The following is an 18817-nucleotide window of genomic DNA, read 5'->3' on the forward strand; positions in this document are numbered from 1 at the left end:
AACCCTATTTTTACTCTTAACTACGAGGTGAATGATGAGACTGATTCCCCTGGCTACCCCGGCACAAGTCGGCAAATGGGCAGCTCGCCATATTGTAAACCGCATTAATGCATTTAAACCGACCGCAGACCGTCCTTTCGTTCTGGGTCTGCCTACCGGCGGTACGCCGCTGGAAGCTTACAAGGCTTTGGTTGAGATGCATAAAGCAGGCCAGGTTAGTTTTAAGAACGTCGTCACATTCAACATGGATGAGTACGTCGGCCTGCCGAAAGAACATCCGGAAAGCTATTATACTTTCATGCACCGCAACTTCTTTGATCATGTTGATATCCCAGCAGAAAACATTAACCTGCTGAACGGCAACGCGGAAGATGTTGATGCCGAATGCCGCCGCTACGAAGAAAAAATTCGCTCCTACGGCAAAATCCACCTGTTTATGGGCGGCGTTGGCAACGACGGTCACATCGCATTTAACGAACCCGCCTCTTCTCTGGCATCCCGCACTCGTATTAAAACGCTGACTCATGACACTCGCGTGGCAAACTCTCGCTTCTTCGGCGGCGATGTCACTCAGGTGCCAAAATATGCGCTGACCGTCGGCGTGGGTACGCTTCTGGATGCAGAAGAAGTGATGATTCTGGTGCTGGGTGGCGTAAAAGCCCAGGCGCTTCAGGCGGCCGTTGAAGGCAACGTTAACCACATGTGGACCATCACCTGTCTGCAGCTGCATCCGAAGGCGGTCATCGTTTGTGATGAGCCGTCCACGATGGAGCTGAAAGTGAAAACGTTGAAATATTTCAACGAGCTGGAAGCAGAAAACATCAAAGGTCTTTAAGCACCACTTTAATACCGGGGGTAGGAGATGTATGCATTAATCCACGGTCGGATTTACACCGGCCATGAAATTCTGGATGACCACGCGGTAGTTATTGCCGATGGCCTGATTGAGCGTGTTTGCCCTGTTGACGCTTTGCCAGCAGGAATAGAAACACGCGATGTGGGCGGTGCCGTCATTGCCCCCGGCTTTATTGATGTTCAGCTGAACGGCTGCGGCGGCGTGCAGTTTAACGACACAGCAGAAGCCGTTTCGGTTGAAACGCTGGAAATCATGCAGAAAGCGAACGAACGCTCAGGCTGCACCAGCTACCTGCCTACGCTTATCACCACCAGCGATGAGCTGATGATGCAGGGCGTAAACGTGATGCGTGAATACCTGGCGAAATACAGCCACCAGGCGCTGGGTTTACACCTTGAAGGCCCGTGGCTCAACATCGTTAAGAAAGGGACGCACAACCCAGGCTTTGTTCGCAAACCGGACGCGAAGCTGGTTGATTTCCTCTGTCAGAATGCAGACGTGATCACCAAAATTACCCTCGCCCCGGAAATGGTTGAGCCAGAAGTGATTCAGAAACTGGTCGCCGCAGGCATCATTGTTTCCGCAGGCCACTCCAACGCGACCCTGAAAGAAGCCAAAATCGGCTTCCGCGCCGGGATCACTTTCGCGACTCACCTTTTCAACGCCATGCCTTACATTACCGGCCGTGAACCGGGCCTTGCTGGCGCAATTTTTGATGAAGCCGACGTTTACTGTGGCATCATTGCTGATGGCCTGCATGTTGATTATGCGAACATCCGCACCGCAAAACGCGTGAAGGGCGATAAACTGTGTCTGGTCACTGACGCCACCGCACCGGCTGGCGCGAACATCGATCAGTTCATTTTTGCTGGTAAAACAATATACTACCGTGACGGTCTGTGCGTTGACGAGAACGGAACCCTCAGCGGGTCTGCACTGACAATGATTCAGGGCGTTCGCAACCTGGTGGAGCACGCGGCGATTGCGCTGGATGAAGTCCTGCGTATGGCAACGCTCTACCCTGCTCGCGCAATGGGCGTGGATAAACAGCTGGGCGCAATTGAAGCCGGCAAAGTGGCTAACCTGACCGTGTTTACCCGCGACTATAAAATCATCAAGACCATCGTTAATGGTAACGAGGTCGTAACTGAGTAAATAGCATGACGACTGGCGGACAAGCCCAAATTGGTAATGTTGATCTGGTAAAACAGCTGAATAGCGCGGCGGTCTACCGCCTGATTGACCAGCATGGTCCCATCTCGCGCATTCAGATTGCCGAACAAAGCCAGCTTGCGCCCGCCAGCGTCACAAAAATTACTCGCCAGCTGATTGAGCGCGGCCTGATCAAAGAGGTCGATCAGCAGGCCTCCACCGGCGGCCGCCGCGCTATCTCTATCACTACAGAAACACGTAACTTCCACGCCATTGGCGTGCGTCTTGGGCGTCACGATGCCACCATCACGCTGTTTGACCTGAGCGCAAAGTCGATTGCCGAAGAGCACTATCCGCTGCCTGAACGCACGCAGGAAACTCTTGAGCACGCGCTGCTCAACGCCATCAGCCACTTTATCGAAACCTGGCAGCGTAAAACCCGCGAGCTGATCGCTATTTCAGTCATCCTTCCAGGCCTCGTCGACCCCGAAAGCGGCGTGATTCGCTATATGCCACACATCGCCGTCAACAACTGGGCGCTGGTCGACAGCCTGGAAAAACGCTTCAGGGTCACCTGCTTTGTCGGGCATGATATCCGCAGCCTGGCGCTGGCCGAGCACTACTTCGGTGCAACTCACGACTGCGAAGACTCCATTTTAGTGCGTGTTCACCGCGGCACCGGAGCGGGTATTTTGTCAAATGGCCGGATTTTTATCGGCCGCAACGGCAACGTCGGTGAGATTGGCCATATCCAGGTAGACCCGTTAGGCGAGCGCTGCCACTGCGGCAACTTTGGCTGTCTGGAAACCATCGCCGCCAACGCCGCGATTGAAAAAGCGTGTTCGCCATCTGCTGGAGCAAGGCTACAACAGCCGCCTGACGCTTGAAGACTGCGGCATCCAGGCTATCTGCAAAGCCGCCAATAAAGGCGATGCGCTGGCCTGCGAAGTGCTGGAACACGTGGGCCGTCACCTGGGGAAAGCCATCTCCATCGCTATTAATTTGTTTAATCCGCAAAAAGTGGTGCTTGCCGGCGAGATAACCGAAGCCGAAAAGGTGCTGCTGCCGGCCATCGAGGGCTGCATTAACACCCAGGCCCTGAATGCCTTCCGTAAAAACCTGCCCATCGTCTGCTCGAAGCTTGACGACCGCTCGGCCATTGGGGCGTTTGCGCTGGTTAAGCGCTCCATGCTGAACGGCGTTTTGCTTCAGCATCTGCTGGAAAGTTAATGCTGCCCAGGCAGCATTTTACGCTATAGTTACCGACTTCATTCCGCGAGCCAGAGTTGTTAATGACCACTATCCAGAACGTAATTTGTGATATCGACGGCGTGCTGATGCACGACAACGTCGCTGTGCCGGGCGCTAATGAATTTCTGGCACGTATTATTGAAAAAGAAATGCCGCTGGTGCTGCTGACCAACTACCCTTCCCAGACCAGTCAGGATCTTGCCAACCGCTTTGCTTCCGCGGGCATCGACGTGCCCGAGAGCGTGTTTTACACCTCCGCCATGGCCACCGCGGATTTCCTGCGTCGCCAGGAGGGCAAGAAGGCCTATGTCGTCGGCGAAGGTGCGCTGATTCACGAGCTCTACAAAGCAGGTTTTACCATTACCGACATTAATCCGGACTTTGTCATCGTCGGTGAAACCCGCTCCTTTAACTGGGAAATGATGCACAAAGCCGCGTACTTCGTGGCGAATGGAGCGCGTTTTATTGCCACCAACCCGGACAGCCACGGCCACGGCTTTAGCCCGGCCTGCGGCGCGCTCTGTGCCGGCATCGAGAAAATCTCCGGCCGCGAGCCGTTCTATGTCGGTAAGCCGAGCCCGTGGATTATCCGCGCAGCGCTCAACAAAATGCAGGCGCACTCCGAGCAAACCGTCATCGTTGGCGACAACTTACGCACGGATATTCTCGCCGGCTTCCAGGCTGGTCTCGAAACCATATTAGTGCTCTCCGGCGTTTCGAATCTGAACAACGTCGATGATATGCCGTTCCGGCCGAGCTGGATTTATCCGTCGGTGGCGGAAATCGATATCTTCTGATTGAGAATGCCGGCCCGCAGCCGGCATTTTTATTTATCGATAAAAAACCGCCGCTCAGAGAAAGAAAACTTTAGTGCAAATCGTTAAAAATTGACGATCCGCTAATTTTCACGGCCAAAACATCAGCATTTTTCATAAATCAGCAATCCTCACTGCACTATTTATTAGCTGAATGCTAAAACTCTTGCATTCCCTCCAGCGATTGAGCATTTTCATTACTAAGCAACGCAGCAAAGCCGCAGCAAAAGTAAAAAATCGGCAACGCAGCACCACAACTCATCTCGCTCAGGCAAGTGTACGGAGAAGTAATATGTGTTCTATCTTTGGCGTTCTGGATATCAAAACCGATGCAGTTGAATTGCGCAAAAAAGCGCTGGAATTATCGCGCCTGATGCGCCACCGCGGCCCGGACTGGTCAGGTGTTTACGCCAGCGACAAAGCAATTCTTGTTCACGAACGTCTGTCCATCGTTGACGTCAACGCGGGCGCTCAGCCGCTTTATAACACGCAAAAAACTCATGCGTTGGCGGTAAACGGTGAAATCTATAACCACCAGGCACTGCGCGCCGAATACGGCGACCGCTATACCTTCCAGACCGGCTCAGACTGTGAAGTCATCCTGGCGCTCTATCAGGAAAAAGGCCCGGAATTCCTGGATGAGCTGCAGGGGATGTTTGCCTTCGCACTCTATGACAGTGAGAAAGATGCTTACCTTATTGGCCGCGACCACATCGGCATTATCCCGCTTTATATGGGCCACGATGAGCACGGCAACCTCTATGTCGCTTCCGAAATGAAAGCGCTGGTGCCGGTTTGCCGCACCATCAAAGAGTTCCCGGCGGGCAGCTACCTGTGGAGCAAGGATGGCGAAATCCGCAGCTACTACCAGCGCGACTGGTTCAGCTATGAAGAAGTCAAAGACAACGTCACGGACAAAAACGCGCTGCGTCAGGCGCTGGAAGATTCCGTCAAAAGCCACCTGATGTCCGACGTGCCTTACGGCGTGCTGCTGTCAGGCGGGCTGGACTCTTCCGTTATTTCCGCCATCACCAAGAAATTTGCCGCACGCCGCGTAGAAGATGAAGAGCGCAGCGAAGCCTGGTGGCCGCAGCTGCACTCCTTCGCCGTCGGCCTGGAAGGCTCTCCGGACCTGAAAGCCGCCCAGGAAGTGGCTAACCATCTGGGCACCGTTCACCACGAGATCCACTTCACCGTGCAGGAAGGTCTGGATGCGATCCGCGATGTTATCTACCACATCGAAACTTACGACGTGACCACCATCCGCGCCTCTACGCCGATGTACCTGATGTCTCGCAAAATCAAAGCGATGGGCATTAAGATGGTGCTGTCCGGCGAAGGGTCTGATGAGGTCTTTGGCGGCTACCTTTACTTCCATAAAGCGCCAAATGCCAAAGAACTTCACGAGGAAACCGTGCGCAAACTGCAGGCTCTGCATATGTTTGACTGCGCCCGCGCCAACAAAGCCATGTCTGCCTGGGGCGTTGAAGCCCGCGTGCCGTTCCTGGATAAAAAATTCCTCGATGTGGCAATGCGCATCAATCCACAGGATAAAATGTGTGGCAACGGCAAAATGGAGAAGCATGTGCTGCGTGAATGCTTCGAATCCTACCTGCCGGCAAGCGTTGCCTGGCGCCAGAAAGAGCAGTTCTCTGACGGCGTAGGTTATAGCTGGATTGATACCCTGAAAGAGGTGGCCGCCGAGCAGATCAGCGACCAGCAGCTGGCTACCGCCGCCTATCGTTTCCCGTACAACACGCCGGGCTCAAAAGAGGCCTATTTGTACCGTGAGATTTTCGAAGAGCTGTTCCCGCTGCAGAGCGCTGCGGAATGTGTGCCGGGCGGCCCGTCCGTAGCCTGTTCTTCAGCAAAAGCGATCGAGTGGGATGAATCCTTCAAAACCATGAACGATCCGTCAGGGCGTGCGGTTGGCGTGCACCAGGCCGCCTATTAATAGCTAACGATCGATGACAAAACGGACCTTCGGGTCCGTTTGTTTTTCTGTATTATCGCTGAGGCTTTATCCCTGTTTTTAACCGAAATTAAAAACAAAAAGGCTCGTTATTGTTGATATTTCAAGCAAGCTGTTCGCAAGTCATTCAAACGAACATTCTGAGCGGGTTTTCGGGAAAAAACTAGTTGACGCTGTAGAGTCAACTCAGCATAATGCGCCCCGCAACGCCGATAAGGTAGCGCGTAAAAAGAGGGCTACGTAGCTCAGCTGGTTAGAGCACATCACTCATAATGATGGGGTCACAGGTTCGAATCCCGTCGTAGCCACCATCTTTTTTTATGCGGGAGTGGCGAAATTGGTAGACGCACCAGATTTAGGTTCTGGCGCCGCAAGGTGTGCGAGTTCAAGTCTCGCCTCCCGCACCATTTATCTTTCGCGTTGCACGGATGGGGTATCGCCAAGCGGTAAGGCACCGGTTTTTGATACCGGCATTCCCTGGTTCGAATCCAGGTACCCCAGCCATTATTTTTCGAGACATGCGGTTAACCGCGACGGTCATTGGGGTATCGCCAAGCGGTAAGGCACCGGTTTTTGATACCGGCATTCCCTGGTTCGAATCCAGGTACCCCAGCCATCGAAAAATAGAATTAGGTTTGGCTACGTAGCTCAGCTGGTTAGAGCACATCACTCATAATGATGGGGTCACAGGTTCGAATCCCGTCGTAGCCACCATACAAAGGAATTATTGATTAAGTTCGATAAATCCAAAAAAATTGTTGGGGTATCGCCAAGCGGTAAGGCTCTGGTTTCTGATACCAGCATTCCGAGGTTCGAATCCTCGTACCCCAGCCAATTTAAAAAGTCGTTAAGCAGATTGTTTAACGCAATTGGGGTGTCGCCAAGCGGTAAGGCACTGGTTTCTGATACCAGCATTCCGGGGTTCGAATCCCTGCACCCCAGCCAATCAGTAACAAATAAGCCCGCTCTGCGGGCTTTTTTGTTTTTGTTGTTCAGTACCGTGCGGCCTCATGCCCTCACCCTGGCCCTCACCCGCAGGGAGAGGGCCTAAAGATTAAAGTCCGAGGGCGTATTTCAGCGCCTTACGCTTCAGGCCACCGGCTCTCTCCGCCGCCATCAGCCCAATATTACGAACTACGCGCAACGGCCCCAGGTTATTACTGAATCCTGCATAGAAGAGATCCATCCCACTCTGCATCAGGAAGTTATCCGCCTGGCGTCGCGCCTGGTAACGCTTCAGGATCGTCGAACTCTTCCAGTCCTCGCCGTGGCTGCGGGCATTGATCATTACCTCAAGTAAGGCATCCACATCGCGATAACCGAGGTTCACCCCCTGCCCCGCTAAAGGATGGATCGTATGTGCCGCATCCCCTATCAGCGCTAACCCTGGCTGAACGTACTGCAACGCATGCCGACGCGTCAAAGGAAATGCTCCGCTGGCCACCGGCGTGACCGCTCCCAGTCGCTGAGGGAAAGTGGCCGCAATCGCTTTTTGCAGCTGAGGCAGAGTCATTCCCTGCAGCTGCCGAATACGTGCTGGCGTATCGTACCAGACGAGCGAGGCCCAGTTATCGAACAGCGGCAGGAAGGCGTGCGGCCCGGTCGGCGTGAAGTGCTGCCAGGTGCTCTCGCCTGGTTCAAACTCACATTTAACGGTAATCAGCATGCAGGACTGACGATACTGCCAGGCATGCAGGCCGATACCCGCCCATTTCCTGATTTGAGAATTGGCGCCATCTGCGCCAATCACCATATCCACCTGAAGCGGGCTGCCCTCCTCAAACTCGAGTGACCACCCCGCCTGCTGGCGATGGATCTGCTTCAGCCTGGCCGGGCAATACAAAGCTACGCGCGGATGAACCTCCAGCGCTTCCCAAAGCACGCGCTGCAGCACGTTATTCTCCACCATAAAACCCAGTTCAGGCAGACCCAGCTCCGCGGCATCAAAACTGACGTGCGCGCTCTCCCACTCCCAGGTTTCCAGGCGGCGGTAGGGATGCGCCCGCATCGCCAAAACGCGGTTCCAGACGCCGAGAGACTTGAGCAACCCAACCGAGGCGCTGCTGATGGCGGAGATGCGGACATCCGGCTGGCTTTCAGGCGCAAAGACCTCGGGCGCCTGATGTTCAATAACGGCTACCTGAAACCCCTGCTGAGCCAGTCCGAGCGCTGCCGCGGCGCCGACCATCCCGCCGCCGACAACGGCTACTTCAATTGGTTGATTTGCCATGAGTCTCTTTCCTTCGTTCACCTTTGCCCATTCTACTGACTTTTGCCAGGCTGGTCACATCCCTGGCAAAGCATTACACTAGCTGGCTTAATTCCTGACTTCACCTTGAGCAATGGCAAGTCGATGACAAAAAAACTCCATATAAAAACCTGGGGCTGTCAGATGAACGAATACGATTCATCCAGGATGGCCGATCTGCTGGACAGCACCCACGGCTTTACGCTGACCGATAACGCGAATGAAGCGGATGTTCTGCTGCTGAACACCTGCTCTATTCGTGAAAAAGCCCAGGAAAAGGTGTTTCACCTGCTGGGGCGCTGGAAGCATATTAAAGCTAAAAGACCCGACGTAATCATCGGCGTCGGCGGCTGCGTGGCCTCTCAGGAAGGGAAGAAGATCCGCCAGCGTGCGCACTATGTGGATATTGTGTTTGGTCCGCAAACCCTGCACCGGCTGCCGGAAATGATCAACCAGGTTCGCGGCACCCGCAGCCCGGTAGTCGACGTCAGTTTCCCGGAAATTGAAAAATTTGACCGCCTGCCGGAACCCCGTGCAGACGGTCCGACGGCCTACGTCTCCATCATGGAAGGCTGCAACAAATATTGTACCTACTGCGTAGTGCCTTACACCCGTGGGGAAGAGGTCAGCCGTCCTTGCGACGATATTCTGTTTGAAATCGCCCAGCTCGCGGAACAGGGTGTACGTGAAGTCAACCTGCTAGGCCAGAACGTTAACGCTTACCGCGGCGCGGCCTACGACGGCGGCATCTGCTCGTTTGCCGAACTTCTGCGCCTGGTGGCGGCGATTGACGGCATAGACCGCATTCGTTTTACCACCAGCCACCCGATTGAATTTACCGATGACATTATCGAAGTGTACCGCGACACGCCTGAGCTGGTGAGCTTCCTGCACCTGCCTATTCAAAGCGGCGCCGACCGTGTACTGAATATGATGGGCCGCACGCACACTGCGCTGGAGTATAAATCCACTATCCGCAAGCTTCGCGCCGCGCGCCCGGATATTCAGATTAGCTCAGACTTTATTGTTGGTTTCCCGGGTGAAACCAGCCAGGACTTCGAGCAAACCATGAAGCTGATTGCCGACGTCAACTTCGATACCAGCTTCAGCTTTATCTTCTCCGCTCGTCCAGGCACCCCGGCCGCAGATATGGTGGATGACGTGCCGGAAGAAGAGAAGAAACAGCGCCTTTATATCCTGCAGGATCGCATTAACCAGCAGGTAATGGAGTGGAGCCGCAAGATGCTGGGTACGGTGCAGCGTATTCTGGTCGAAGGGACTTCGCGTAAAAGCATTATGCAGCTCTCCGGCCGTACGGAGAATAATCGCGTAGTAAACTTCGAAGGGACGCCTGACATGATAGGAAAATTCGTGGATGTTGAAATCACCGAAGTCCTGACAAACTCCCTGCGCGCGAAGCTGGTTCGTACCGAAGAGGAGATGGGCCTGCGTATTGCTGAAACTCCGGCATCCGTTATTGCCCGTACCCGCAAAGAGAACGAAATTGGGGTAGGGATTTACCAGCCTTAACCCTCACACGGCCTGCCGGAAATCGACTATCAGCTTCCGGCAGGTTGTCTCCTTTTTGGCCCTTGCATTCTGAAGACATCACCCAAATATCAATTGTGACGCTTGCGCCATCACGCTGCGGGATAAATAATTTCCCTGTAGCCGGGATCGTACATTCGGCTACGTGAGACCGTTTTACTTTAACTGGCCCCGAGTGACCCAGAGGATAAGTTTGAATATCGAAACACGTGAATTAACGCTTGAACCGGCGGATAACGCCCGTCTGCTCAGTCTGTGCGGCCCATTTGATGACAACATCAAACAGCTGGAGCGCCGACTGGGGATTGAAATCAACCGCCGTGACAATCATTTCAGGCTCACCGGTCGTGAACTCTCCGTTAACGCTGCTGCGGATATTCTGCGCCATCTCTACGTAGACACCGCGCCAATGCGCGGCCAGAGCCAGGATATCGACCCTGAGCAAATCCACCTGGCCATCAAAGAGAGCCGGGTACTGGAGCAAACGGCGGACAGCGTGCCGGACTACGGCAAAGCCATCCACATTAAAACCAAGCGTGGGGTTATCAAACCACGCACGCCTAATCAGGCGCAGTACATCGCAAATATTCTCGACCATGACATCACCTTCGGTATCGGGCCAGCGGGGACAGGGAAAACTTACCTTGCCGTAGCCGCCGCCGTGGATGCCCTGGAGCGCCAGGAGATTCGCCGTATTCTTCTGACCCGTCCAGCCGTTGAGGCGGGCGAGAAGCTCGGCTTCCTGCCGGGCGATTTAAGCCAGAAGGTCGACCCGTATCTGCGTCCGCTGTATGACGCCCTGTTCGAGATGCTTGGCTTTGAGAAAGTTGAAAAGCTGATTGAGCGCAACGTTATCGAAGTAGCACCGCTGGCCTATATGCGCGGGCGAACCCTCAACGATGCCTTTGTCATTCTCGACGAAAGCCAGAACACCACCACCGAACAGATGAAAATGTTCCTGACCCGCATCGGCTTTAACTCCAAAGCGGTGATCACCGGCGACGTTACGCAGATAGACCTGCCGCGCAACCTGAAGTCCGGTTTACGTCATGCTATAGACGTCCTGTCAGAGGTGGATGAGATTAGCTTTAACTTCCTTAACAGCGAGGACGTGGTGCGCCACCCGGTGGTTGCCCGCATCGTTAACGCCTATGAGGCATGGGAAACCGCCGATCAGAAGCGTAAAGATGAACTCGCCGCCGAACGTAAACGTGAAGCTTTAGCCCTGCAGGCCACCGCGCCGGAGAGTAAATGAGTCAGGTTATTTTAGATTTACAGGTTGCTTGTGAAGCCGACAGCGGCCTGCCGGACGAAACAAAAATCCAGCGCTGGCTGGATGCGGTCATCCCACAGTTTCAGGAAGAGTCAGAGGTGACCGTTCGTCTGGTCGATGAGGCCGAAAGCCACGACCTGAATCTCACCTACCGCGGCAAAGACAAGCCGACCAACGTGCTCTCTTTTCCTTTCGAAGCACCGCCGGGCATCGAACTGCCGCTGCTGGGGGATCTGATCATCTGCCGCCAGGTGGTTGAGCAGGAAGCCAGGGAGCAAGAGAAGCCGCTGGAAGCGCACTGGGCGCATATGGTGGTGCACGGTAGCCTGCATCTGCTCGGCTATGACCATATTGAAGATGACGAGGCCGAAGAGATGGAAGCCCTGGAAACAGAGATAATGCTTGCTCTTGGGTATGCCGATCCGTACATTGCCGAGAAAGAGTAGTCGGCTCAGGGCTTTCCCTTTGCCGCAGTCACGCGCAGGCAGCGCACGACCAGGCTGCCTGTTAGTATTTGATTAATATGAGGCCTAAAACCTAACGCCATGAGCGACGACAATTCACAGAATAGTGACACGCCGGAAGCCAAAAAGGGATTCTTCTCCCTCATTCTCAACCAGCTGTTTCACGGTGAACCGAAAAACCGTGACGATCTGCTGACGCTTATTCGTGATTCTGAGCAAAACTCTCTGATCGACCAGGACACCCGCGACATGCTCGAAGGGGTGATGGATATTGCCGACCAACGCGTCCGCGACATCATGATCCCTCGTTCACAGATGGTGACGCTCAAACACAACCAGACGCTGGACGAGTGTCTCGATGTTATTATCGATTCCGCACACTCCCGCTTCCCGGTGATAAGCGAAGACAAAGATCACATCGAAGGGATCCTGATGGCCAAAGATCTGCTGCCGTTTATGCGCAGCGACTCTGAGCCTTTCAGCATGGAAAAAGTGTTACGTCAGGTGGTTGTCGTGCCTGAAAGCAAGCGGGTTGACCGCATGCTGAAAGAGTTTCGTCAGCAGCGCTACCACATGGCGATTGTCATTGATGAATTTGGCGGCGTTTCAGGCCTCGTGACTATCGAGGATATTCTTGAGCTGATTGTCGGGGAAATCGAAGACGAATACGACGATGAAGAAGACGGTGATTTCCGTCAGCTGAGTCGCCACACCTGGACGGTACGCGCCCTCGCCTCCATCGAAGACTTCAACGACACCTTCGACACGCACTTTAGCGATGAAGAGGTCGACACCATCGGCGGCCTGGTGATGCAAGCCTTTGGCCATCTGCCTGCCCGTGGCGAAACCATTGAAATAGATGGTTACCAGTTCAAAGTCGCCATGGCCGACAGCCGCCGTATTATTCAGGTTCATGTCAGAATTCCGGACGACTCGCCGCAACCTAAACTGGACGAATAACGCCGCTATGGCTAAAGCTCAACTTCTTCAACGCCAGCGCATTCGCCTGCTGCTGGCGCTCTTGTTTGGGGCCTGCGGAACGCTGGCCTTTTCTCCCTATGATTTTTGGCCTGCGGCCATTGTTTCGCTGGCTGGATTACAGGGGCTAACGCTAAACCGTCGCCCGGTACAGAGCGCCGCAATTGGCTTCTTCTGGGGGGCTTGGGCTGTTCGGCAGCGGCATCAACTGGGTCTATGTCAGTATCGCGCAGTTTGGCGGTATGCCGGGTCCGGTGAATATCTTCCTGGTCGTGCTGCTCGCCGCTTATCTGTCGCTGTATACCGGCCTGTTCGCCGGCGTACTCAGTAAACTCTGGCCGAAAACAACGTGGTGGCGCGTGGCGATTGCCGCGCCGGTCGTCTGGCAAATCACCGAATTCCTGCGCGGCTGGGTGCTGACCGGCTTTCCGTGGCTGCAGTTTGGCTATAGCCAGATCGATGGCCCGCTCAAAGGTATTGCGCCGATTTTTGGGGTCGACGCCATTACATTCCTGCTGATGATCGTCAGCGGCCTGCTGGTTTATGCCCTTCAGGCGCGTCAATGGGCCCCTGCCGTGGTGTCCGCCGCCTTACTTCTGCTTCCCTGGCCGCTGCGCGGTATCCACTGGTTTCAGCCGCAGGCGGAGCGCTCCGTCGAGGTGGCGATGGTCCAGGGCGACATTCCTCAATCGCTAAAATGGAATGAAAGCCAGCTGCTGGATACGCTGAAAATCTATTTAGACAAAACGCAGCCGGAGATGGGCAAGGCGCAGCTGATTATCTGGCCGGAATCGGCTATCTCCGATCTGGAAATCAATCAGCAGCAGTTCCTGACCATGATGGACGACCTGCTGCGCTCGAAGCACAGCTCGTTAATTACCGGCATCGTCGATGCGCGTCTTAACAAGCAGAACCGGTACGACACTTACAACACCATTATTACCCTCGGTGAAGGCAGCCCTTACAGCTACACCAGCAGCAATCGCTACAACAAAAACCACCTGGTTCCGTTCGGTGAGTTTGTGCCGCTTGAATCGATTCTGCGACCACTGGCGCCCTTCTTTGACCTGCCAATGTCTTCGTTCAGCCGCGGCCCCTACGTTCAGCCTCAGCTGCTCTCAAATGGCGTAAGGCTAACGGCAGCTATCTGCTACGAGATAATCCTGGGTGAACAGGTGCGGGATAACTTCCGCCCGGATACCGACTTCCTGCTGACTATCTCCAACGATGCCTGGTTCGGGAAATCTATCGGCCCGTGGCAGCACCTGCAGATGGCGCGTATGCGTTCGCTGGAGCTGGGACGACCTCTGCTGCGCAGCACCAACAACGGCGTCACTGCGGTGGTCAACGCCGAAGGGGATATCACCCACATCATCCCGCAGTTCACCCGCGAGGTGCTGGAGGCGAAAGTCACGCCGACTACCGGCTTAACGCCTTATGCGCGCTTTGGCTTCTGGCCGCTGTGGGGGCTCACGGCCCTGTTTGGCTTTGGCGCTCTGGTGATGGGCCTGCGAAGCCGCAAGGAAAAGTAATTCCCCCCTCTGATAAAAAAGGCCGGCAAATCTGCTGGCCTTTTCCATTTCTGGCACGAGCTTTGCTAGATTTTAGCTGTAAAAATCAAATAGCTGGCGCAAAGACGCCCTGCGGCCTGGCTTTATCGGGCAATGTAATACCCATGCACCAAAAAGTGACATCGCAAGCACCGTTATGGTGCGAAGGAATATCTTTGCCTTTAAACGGTGCGGCGCGCTTCGCAAAAATAAACATCTTCTTAGCATTTTCTTTACATTCAGCTAAGTTAGATGCTAACAAAAGAGCACGGGATGACCGCTTTTAGCAGCATGAAAAAACAACAAAACTAAACACAACACTCACATCGGATACCGGTGCCTCCTCTGGCACTAAGATTAAGGAGTTGGATATGCAATTACGTAAACTGGCCACGGCAATGCTGGTGATGGGCATGAGCGCAACAATGGTTCATGCAGAGGATGCAAAACCTCAGCAGTCAACGCTGGATAAGATCAAAGCCAACGGCGTAATCGTGGTCGGCCACCGTGAATCATCTGTACCTTTTTCTTACTACGACAACCAGCAGAAAGTGGTTGGCTACTCTCAGGACTACTCTAACGCCATCGTGGAAGCGGTGAAGAAGCAGCTGAATAAACCTGACCTGCAGGTAAAGCTGATTCCAATTACTTCCCAGAACCGCATCCCGCTGCTGCAGAACGGCACCTTCGACTTTGAATGCGGCTCCACAACCAACAACGTAGAGCGTCAGAAACAAGCTGCGTTCTCTGACACCATCTTTGTTGTCGGCACCCGTCTGCTGGTGAAAAAAGGCGGCCCCATCAAGGACTTCCCTGATCTGAAAGGGAAAACCGTTGTTGTTACCTCCGGTACCACCTCCGAAATTCTGCTCAACAAACTGAACGACGAGCAGAAAATGGGGATGCGCATCATCAGCGCCAAAGACCACGGTGACTCCTTCCGTACGCTGGAAAGCGGCCGTGCCGTCGCCTTTATGATGGATGATGCCCTGCTGGCCGGCGAACGTGCGAAGGCAAAACAGCCTGATAACTGGGAGATCCTCGGCAAGCCACAGTCTCAGGAAGCTTACGGCTGCATGCTGCGTAAAGATGACCCAGAGTTTAAAAAGCTGATGGATGACACCATCGCGAAGGCGCAAACCTCCGGTGAAGCCGCCAAGTGGTTTGATAAATGGTTTAAACAGCCAATTCCGCCAAAAAACCTCAACATGAACTTCGATCTTTCTGACGAAATGAAAGCGCTGTTCAAGGAACCAAACGACAAAGCTCTCAACTAATTAGAAACACAGGGGCCGGAAAAATCCGCCCTCCCGATTGACGAACTGAAGCCAGGACAGACTATGCGTTGGTGGGTCGTTCCCCCACCCGCGTGAAGGTGCCCAAAAACGCAGACAAAGATCTGCTTAAGGACACCGGCTTCTCATCAATCTTCGAGGGTAGCCTGAGCTACCCTCTTTTTTTATCTCGGAGTAAGTTATGTCTATAGACTGGAACTGGGGGATTTTTTTACAGCCCGCCCCGTTCGGCAACACAACCTATCTGGGCTGGATTTGGAATGGCTTCCAGGTCACCGTCGCCCTGTCGATTACCGCATGGATCATTGCTTTTCTGGTGGGGTCTCTGTTTGGTATTTTGCGTACGGTGCCTAACAAATTCCTTTCCGGCATCGGTACGCTCTACGTTGAACTGTTTCGCAACGTTCCCCTGATAGTGCAATTCTTTACCTGGTACCTGGTGGTACCGGAACTGCTGCCGGAAAATATCGGCATGTGGTTTAAATCCGAGCTCGATCCAAATATTCAGTTCTTCCTCTCCTCAATGATTTGTCTGGGGCTGTTTACCGCCGCTCGCGTATGCGAACAGGTTCGGGCAGCAATTCAGTCTCTGCCTCGCGGGCAAAAGAACGCCGCGCTGGCGATGGGATTGACCCTGCCGCAGGCCTACCGCTACGTGCTGTTGCCTAACGCCTATCGCGTCATCGTGCCGCCAATGACTTCCGAAATGATGAACCTGGTGAAAAACTCGGCCATCGCTTCGACCATTGGTCTGGTAGATATGGCGGCACAGGCGGGCAAGCTGCTGGATTACTCGGCGCACGCCTATGAATCCTTTACGGCGATTACCCTAGCCTATGTCCTGATCAACGCCGTGATCATGGGCGTGATGTATGTGGTGGAACGTAAAATTCGCCTGCCTGGCAATATGGGGGGCAAATAATGCTCGATCTTGACTGGAGTTCAATTCTACCTGCCCTGCCGTACTTGATGCAGGGGCTGGTCATTACGCTGAAAATCACCGTTACCGCGGTGGTGATCGGTATTGTCTGGGGCACGCTGCTGGCGGTCATGCGCCTGTCGAGCTTCAAACCTATCGCGTGGTTCGCGACCGCCTACGTGAACGTTTTCCGTTCCGTGCCGCTGGTGATGGTACTGCTTTGGTTTTATCTGGTGGTGCCAGGCTTCCTGCAGTCGGTGCTTGGCCTGTCGCCTAAAACCGATATCCGCCTGATTTCCGCGATGGTCGCCTTCTCCATGTTTGAAGCCGCCTACTACTCGGAAATCATCCGCGCCGGCATTCAGAGTATTTCCAGAGGGCAGTCAAATGCCGCGCTGGCGCTGGGGATGACCCACTGGCAGTCGATGAAATTGATCATCCTGCCGCAGGCTTTCCGCGCCATGGTGCCGCTGCTGTTAACCCAGGGGATCGTGCTGTTCCAGGATACCTCTCTGGTGTATGTCTTAAGCCTGGCAGACTTCTTCCGCACCGCCTCCACCATCGGTGAGCGTGACGGAACGCAGGTCGAAATGATCCTGTTTGCCGGTCTGGTCTATTTTGTGATTAGCCTCAGTGCATCGCTGTTGGTCAGCTACTTGAAGAAAAGGACTGTTTAATGATTACCCTGAAAAATGTTTCTAAATGGTATGGTCACTTTCAGGTGCTGACCGAGTGCTCCACCGAAGTGAAAAAAGGCGAAGTGGTGGTAGTTTGCGGGCCTTCCGGCTCCGGCAAGTCCACGCTTATCAAAACCGTCAACGGCCTGGAGCCGGTGCAAAAAGGCGAGATCCTGGTTAACGGCACTCAGGTTAACGACAAGAAAACCAATCTGGCGCAGCTGCGTTCGCACGTTGGCATGGTGTTCCAGCATTTCGAGCTGTTCCCTCACCTGTCGATTATCGAAAACCTGACGCTGGCCCAGGTCAAAGTGCTGAAGCGCGATAAGGCGGCCTCTCGTGCCAAAGGGTTAAAACTGCTGGAGCGCGTGGGGCTTGCCGCGCATGCCGATAAATATCCGGCTCAGCTCTCCGGCGGCCAGCAGCAGCGCGTAGCCATCGCCCGCGCCCTGTGTATGGATCCTATTGCCATGCTGTTTGATGAACCTACCTCCGCCCTCGATCCGGAAATGATCAACGAGGTGCTGGACGTTATGGTTGAGCTGGCAAACGAAGGCATGACCATGATGGTGGTGACCCACGAAATGGGCTTTGCCCGTAAAGTGGCTAACCGCGTCATCTTTATGGATGAAGGAAAAATTGTCGAAGACTCCAATAAAGATGACTTCTTCAATAATCCTCAGTCCGAGCGCGCTAAAGACTTCCTGGCAAAAATTCTGCACTAATCTCCACGGTGCGCAATCTGCGGATTGCGCACTGCCTCACGCTTTGCACCTCGTCTTCTCGTCGACTTCACTTCGCGGCGTTAACCTTGTCACAAAATAACGCTAAGAATGGAGAACTCTATGGCACAGCCGATCATTCTCGATTGCGATCCGGGTCATGACGACGCAATCGCCCTCGTCCTTGCACTTGCCTCGCCTGAACTGGACGTCAAAGCCGTTACCTCATCCGCCGGAAACCAGACGCCGGACAAAACCCTGCGTAACGTCCTGCGCATGCTGACGCTGTTAAACCGTACCGATATTCCGGTGGCAGGCGGCGCTGTTAAGCCGCTGATGCGCGAGCTTATCATCGCGGACAACGTCCACGGTGAAAGCGGGCTGGATGGTCCTGCGCTGCCGGAGCCAGGGTTTGCGCCGCAAAACTGCACCGCCGTGGAGCTGATGGCGAAGGTGCTGCGTGAAAGCGCAGAGCCGGTCACGCTGGTGGCGACCGGCCCGCAAACTAACGTTGCGCTACTGCTGAACAGTCATCCTGAACTGTACGGTAAAATCGCCCGGATCGTGATTATGGGTGGCGCAATGGGGCTGGGGAACTGGACGCCAGCGGCAGAGTTCAACATTTTTGTCGACCCAGAAGCGGCGGAGATTGTCTTCCAGTCGGGCTTGCCGATTGTGATGGCGGGGCTGGACGTTACCCATCGCGCGCAGATTATGGCGGACGATATTGAGCGCTTCCGCTCCGTGGGTAACCCGGTCGCCACGACCGTGGCCGAGCTGCTCGACTTCTTTATGGAGTATCACAAAGCCGAGAAATGGGGCTTCCACGGCGCGCCGCTGCACGACCCTTGCACCATCGCCTGGCTGCTGAAGCCAGAGATGTTTACCACGGTGAAGAGATGGGTTGGGGTGGAAACGCAGGGTAAATACACTCAGGGTATGACGGTGGTAGATTATTATTCGCTGACCGGCAATGCGCCGAATACCTCGGTGATGGTGGACATAGATCGAGAGGGGTTTGTGGATTTGCTGGCGGAAAGGCTGGCTTATTATTCTGCGGCCTGATGCCCTAACCCCGGCCCTCTCCCACAGGGAGA

14 protein-coding genes, 7 tRNA genes and 2 pseudogenes are annotated in these 18817 nt (G+C 54.4%); 22 read left to right on the plus strand and 1 reads right to left on the minus strand.

All coding sequences use genetic code 11. From position 1 onward, the window contains the following. The first annotated feature begins 34 nt into the window (after positions 1 to 34). The 12 genes and pseudogenes from nagB to EL098_RS16130 all read left to right on the plus strand — a co-directional run bounded on the left by nagB (position 35) and on the right by EL098_RS16130 (position 6991). On the plus strand, positions 35 to 835 hold the full coding sequence (gene nagB, locus EL098_RS16075; protein WP_126358476.1) for a glucosamine-6-phosphate deaminase: 801 nt from the start codon (positions 35 to 37) through the stop codon (positions 833 to 835). Between the two features lie 27 nt (positions 836 to 862). Beyond that, positions 863 to 2011, plus strand: a complete 1149-nt coding sequence (gene nagA / locus EL098_RS16080) for an N-acetylglucosamine-6-phosphate deacetylase (RefSeq protein WP_126357152.1) — start codon at positions 863 to 865, stop codon at positions 2009 to 2011. 5 nt (positions 2012 to 2016) lie between these two features. Then, positions 2017 to 3238 (plus strand): annotated as a pseudogene (nagC, locus tag EL098_RS16085) (DNA-binding transcriptional regulator NagC). Positions 3239 to 3300: 62 nt separating this feature from the next. Beyond that, positions 3301 to 4056, plus strand: coding sequence for an HAD-IIA family hydrolase (locus EL098_RS16090; protein ID WP_126357153.1), 756 nt, complete (start codon positions 3301 to 3303; stop codon positions 4054 to 4056). Between the two features lie 310 nt (positions 4057 to 4366). Then, positions 4367 to 6028 carry an asparagine synthase B gene (gene asnB, locus EL098_RS16095; RefSeq protein WP_126357154.1) on the plus strand — a complete coding sequence of 554 codons (1662 nt, stop codon included), beginning with the start codon at positions 4367 to 4369 and terminating at the stop codon, positions 6026 to 6028. A gap of 252 nt (positions 6029 to 6280) precedes the next feature. Further along, positions 6281 to 6357, plus strand: a tRNA-Met gene (locus EL098_RS16100). An 11-nt stretch (positions 6358 to 6368) separates the two neighbouring features. Continuing rightward, positions 6369 to 6453 (plus strand) — tRNA-Leu (locus EL098_RS16105). Positions 6454 to 6475: 22 nt separating this feature from the next. Then, positions 6476 to 6550 (plus strand) — tRNA-Gln (locus EL098_RS16110). Between the two features lie 37 nt (positions 6551 to 6587). Then, positions 6588 to 6662: transfer RNA gene (locus EL098_RS16115), tRNA-Gln, on the plus strand. A gap of 21 nt (positions 6663 to 6683) precedes the next feature. Further along, positions 6684 to 6760, plus strand: a tRNA-Met gene (locus EL098_RS16120). A gap of 45 nt (positions 6761 to 6805) precedes the next feature. Beyond that, positions 6806 to 6880 (plus strand) — tRNA-Gln (locus EL098_RS16125). 36 nt (positions 6881 to 6916) lie between these two features. Beyond that, positions 6917 to 6991: transfer RNA gene (locus EL098_RS16130), tRNA-Gln, on the plus strand. A gap of 109 nt (positions 6992 to 7100) precedes the next feature. On the opposite strand, the gene ubiF is transcribed toward EL098_RS16130, so the two are convergent. After that, complete coding sequence (ubiF, locus tag EL098_RS16135; RefSeq protein WP_126357155.1) at positions 7101 to 8276, minus strand: 3-demethoxyubiquinol 3-hydroxylase; 1176 nt, start codon at positions 8274 to 8276, stop codon at positions 7101 to 7103. Between the two features lie 123 nt (positions 8277 to 8399). On the opposite strand from ubiF, the gene miaB reads away from it, so the two are divergent. The 10 genes and pseudogenes from miaB (at position 8400) to rihA (ending at position 18785) form a co-directional block, all read left to right on the plus strand. Beyond that, a complete protein-coding gene (gene miaB / locus EL098_RS16140) occupies positions 8400 to 9824 on the plus strand; it encodes a tRNA (N6-isopentenyl adenosine(37)-C2)-methylthiotransferase MiaB (protein ID WP_126357156.1) in 1425 nt (474 codons plus the stop codon). Between the two features lie 211 nt (positions 9825 to 10035). Further along, entirely contained in the window at positions 10036 to 11097 is a 1062-nt protein-coding gene (locus EL098_RS16145; RefSeq protein WP_126357157.1) for a PhoH family protein, read from the plus strand. After that, the gene (gene ybeY, locus EL098_RS16150; protein ID WP_126357158.1) at positions 11094 to 11561 is read left to right on the plus strand and encodes an rRNA maturation RNase YbeY; all 468 of its coding nucleotides are present in this window, start codon (positions 11094 to 11096) and stop codon (positions 11559 to 11561) included. The genes EL098_RS16145 and ybeY overlap by 4 nt, the downstream gene beginning before the upstream one ends. Before the next feature lie 99 nt (positions 11562 to 11660). After that, positions 11661 to 12539, plus strand: coding sequence for a CNNM family magnesium/cobalt transport protein CorC (corC, locus tag EL098_RS16155; protein ID WP_045781697.1), 879 nt, complete (start codon positions 11661 to 11663; stop codon positions 12537 to 12539). A 7-nt stretch (positions 12540 to 12546) separates the two neighbouring features. After that, positions 12547 to 14089: pseudogene (lnt, locus tag EL098_RS16160) on the plus strand (apolipoprotein N-acyltransferase). 389 nt (positions 14090 to 14478) lie between these two features. Then, positions 14479 to 15384: an amino acid ABC transporter substrate-binding protein gene (locus tag EL098_RS16165; RefSeq protein ID WP_126357159.1), complete on the plus strand. Its 906-nt coding sequence runs from the start codon at positions 14479 to 14481 to the stop codon at positions 15382 to 15384. Between the two features lie 199 nt (positions 15385 to 15583). Next, positions 15584 to 16324 carry an amino acid ABC transporter permease gene (locus EL098_RS16170; RefSeq protein WP_039291167.1) on the plus strand — a complete coding sequence of 247 codons (741 nt, stop codon included), beginning with the start codon at positions 15584 to 15586 and terminating at the stop codon, positions 16322 to 16324. Then, positions 16324 to 16998 (plus strand): glutamate/aspartate ABC transporter permease GltK, encoded by a 675-nt coding sequence (gene gltK / locus EL098_RS16175; protein WP_039301099.1) that lies wholly within the window; start codon positions 16324 to 16326, stop codon positions 16996 to 16998. Before EL098_RS16170 ends, gltK begins: the two co-directional genes overlap by 1 nt. Then, positions 16998 to 17723 (plus strand): amino acid ABC transporter ATP-binding protein, encoded by a 726-nt coding sequence (locus EL098_RS16180; protein ID WP_008456069.1) that lies wholly within the window; start codon positions 16998 to 17000, stop codon positions 17721 to 17723. The genes gltK and EL098_RS16180 overlap by 1 nt, the downstream gene beginning before the upstream one ends. Before the next feature lie 120 nt (positions 17724 to 17843). Beyond that, positions 17844 to 18785, plus strand: a complete 942-nt coding sequence (gene rihA, locus EL098_RS16185) for a pyrimidine-specific ribonucleoside hydrolase RihA (protein ID WP_126357160.1) — start codon at positions 17844 to 17846, stop codon at positions 18783 to 18785. Positions 18786 to 18817 lie beyond the last annotated feature (32 nt).

The sequence above is a fragment of the Cedecea lapagei genome (assembly GCF_900635955.1).
GTDB lineage: Bacteria > Pseudomonadota > Gammaproteobacteria > Enterobacterales > Enterobacteriaceae > Cedecea > Cedecea lapagei.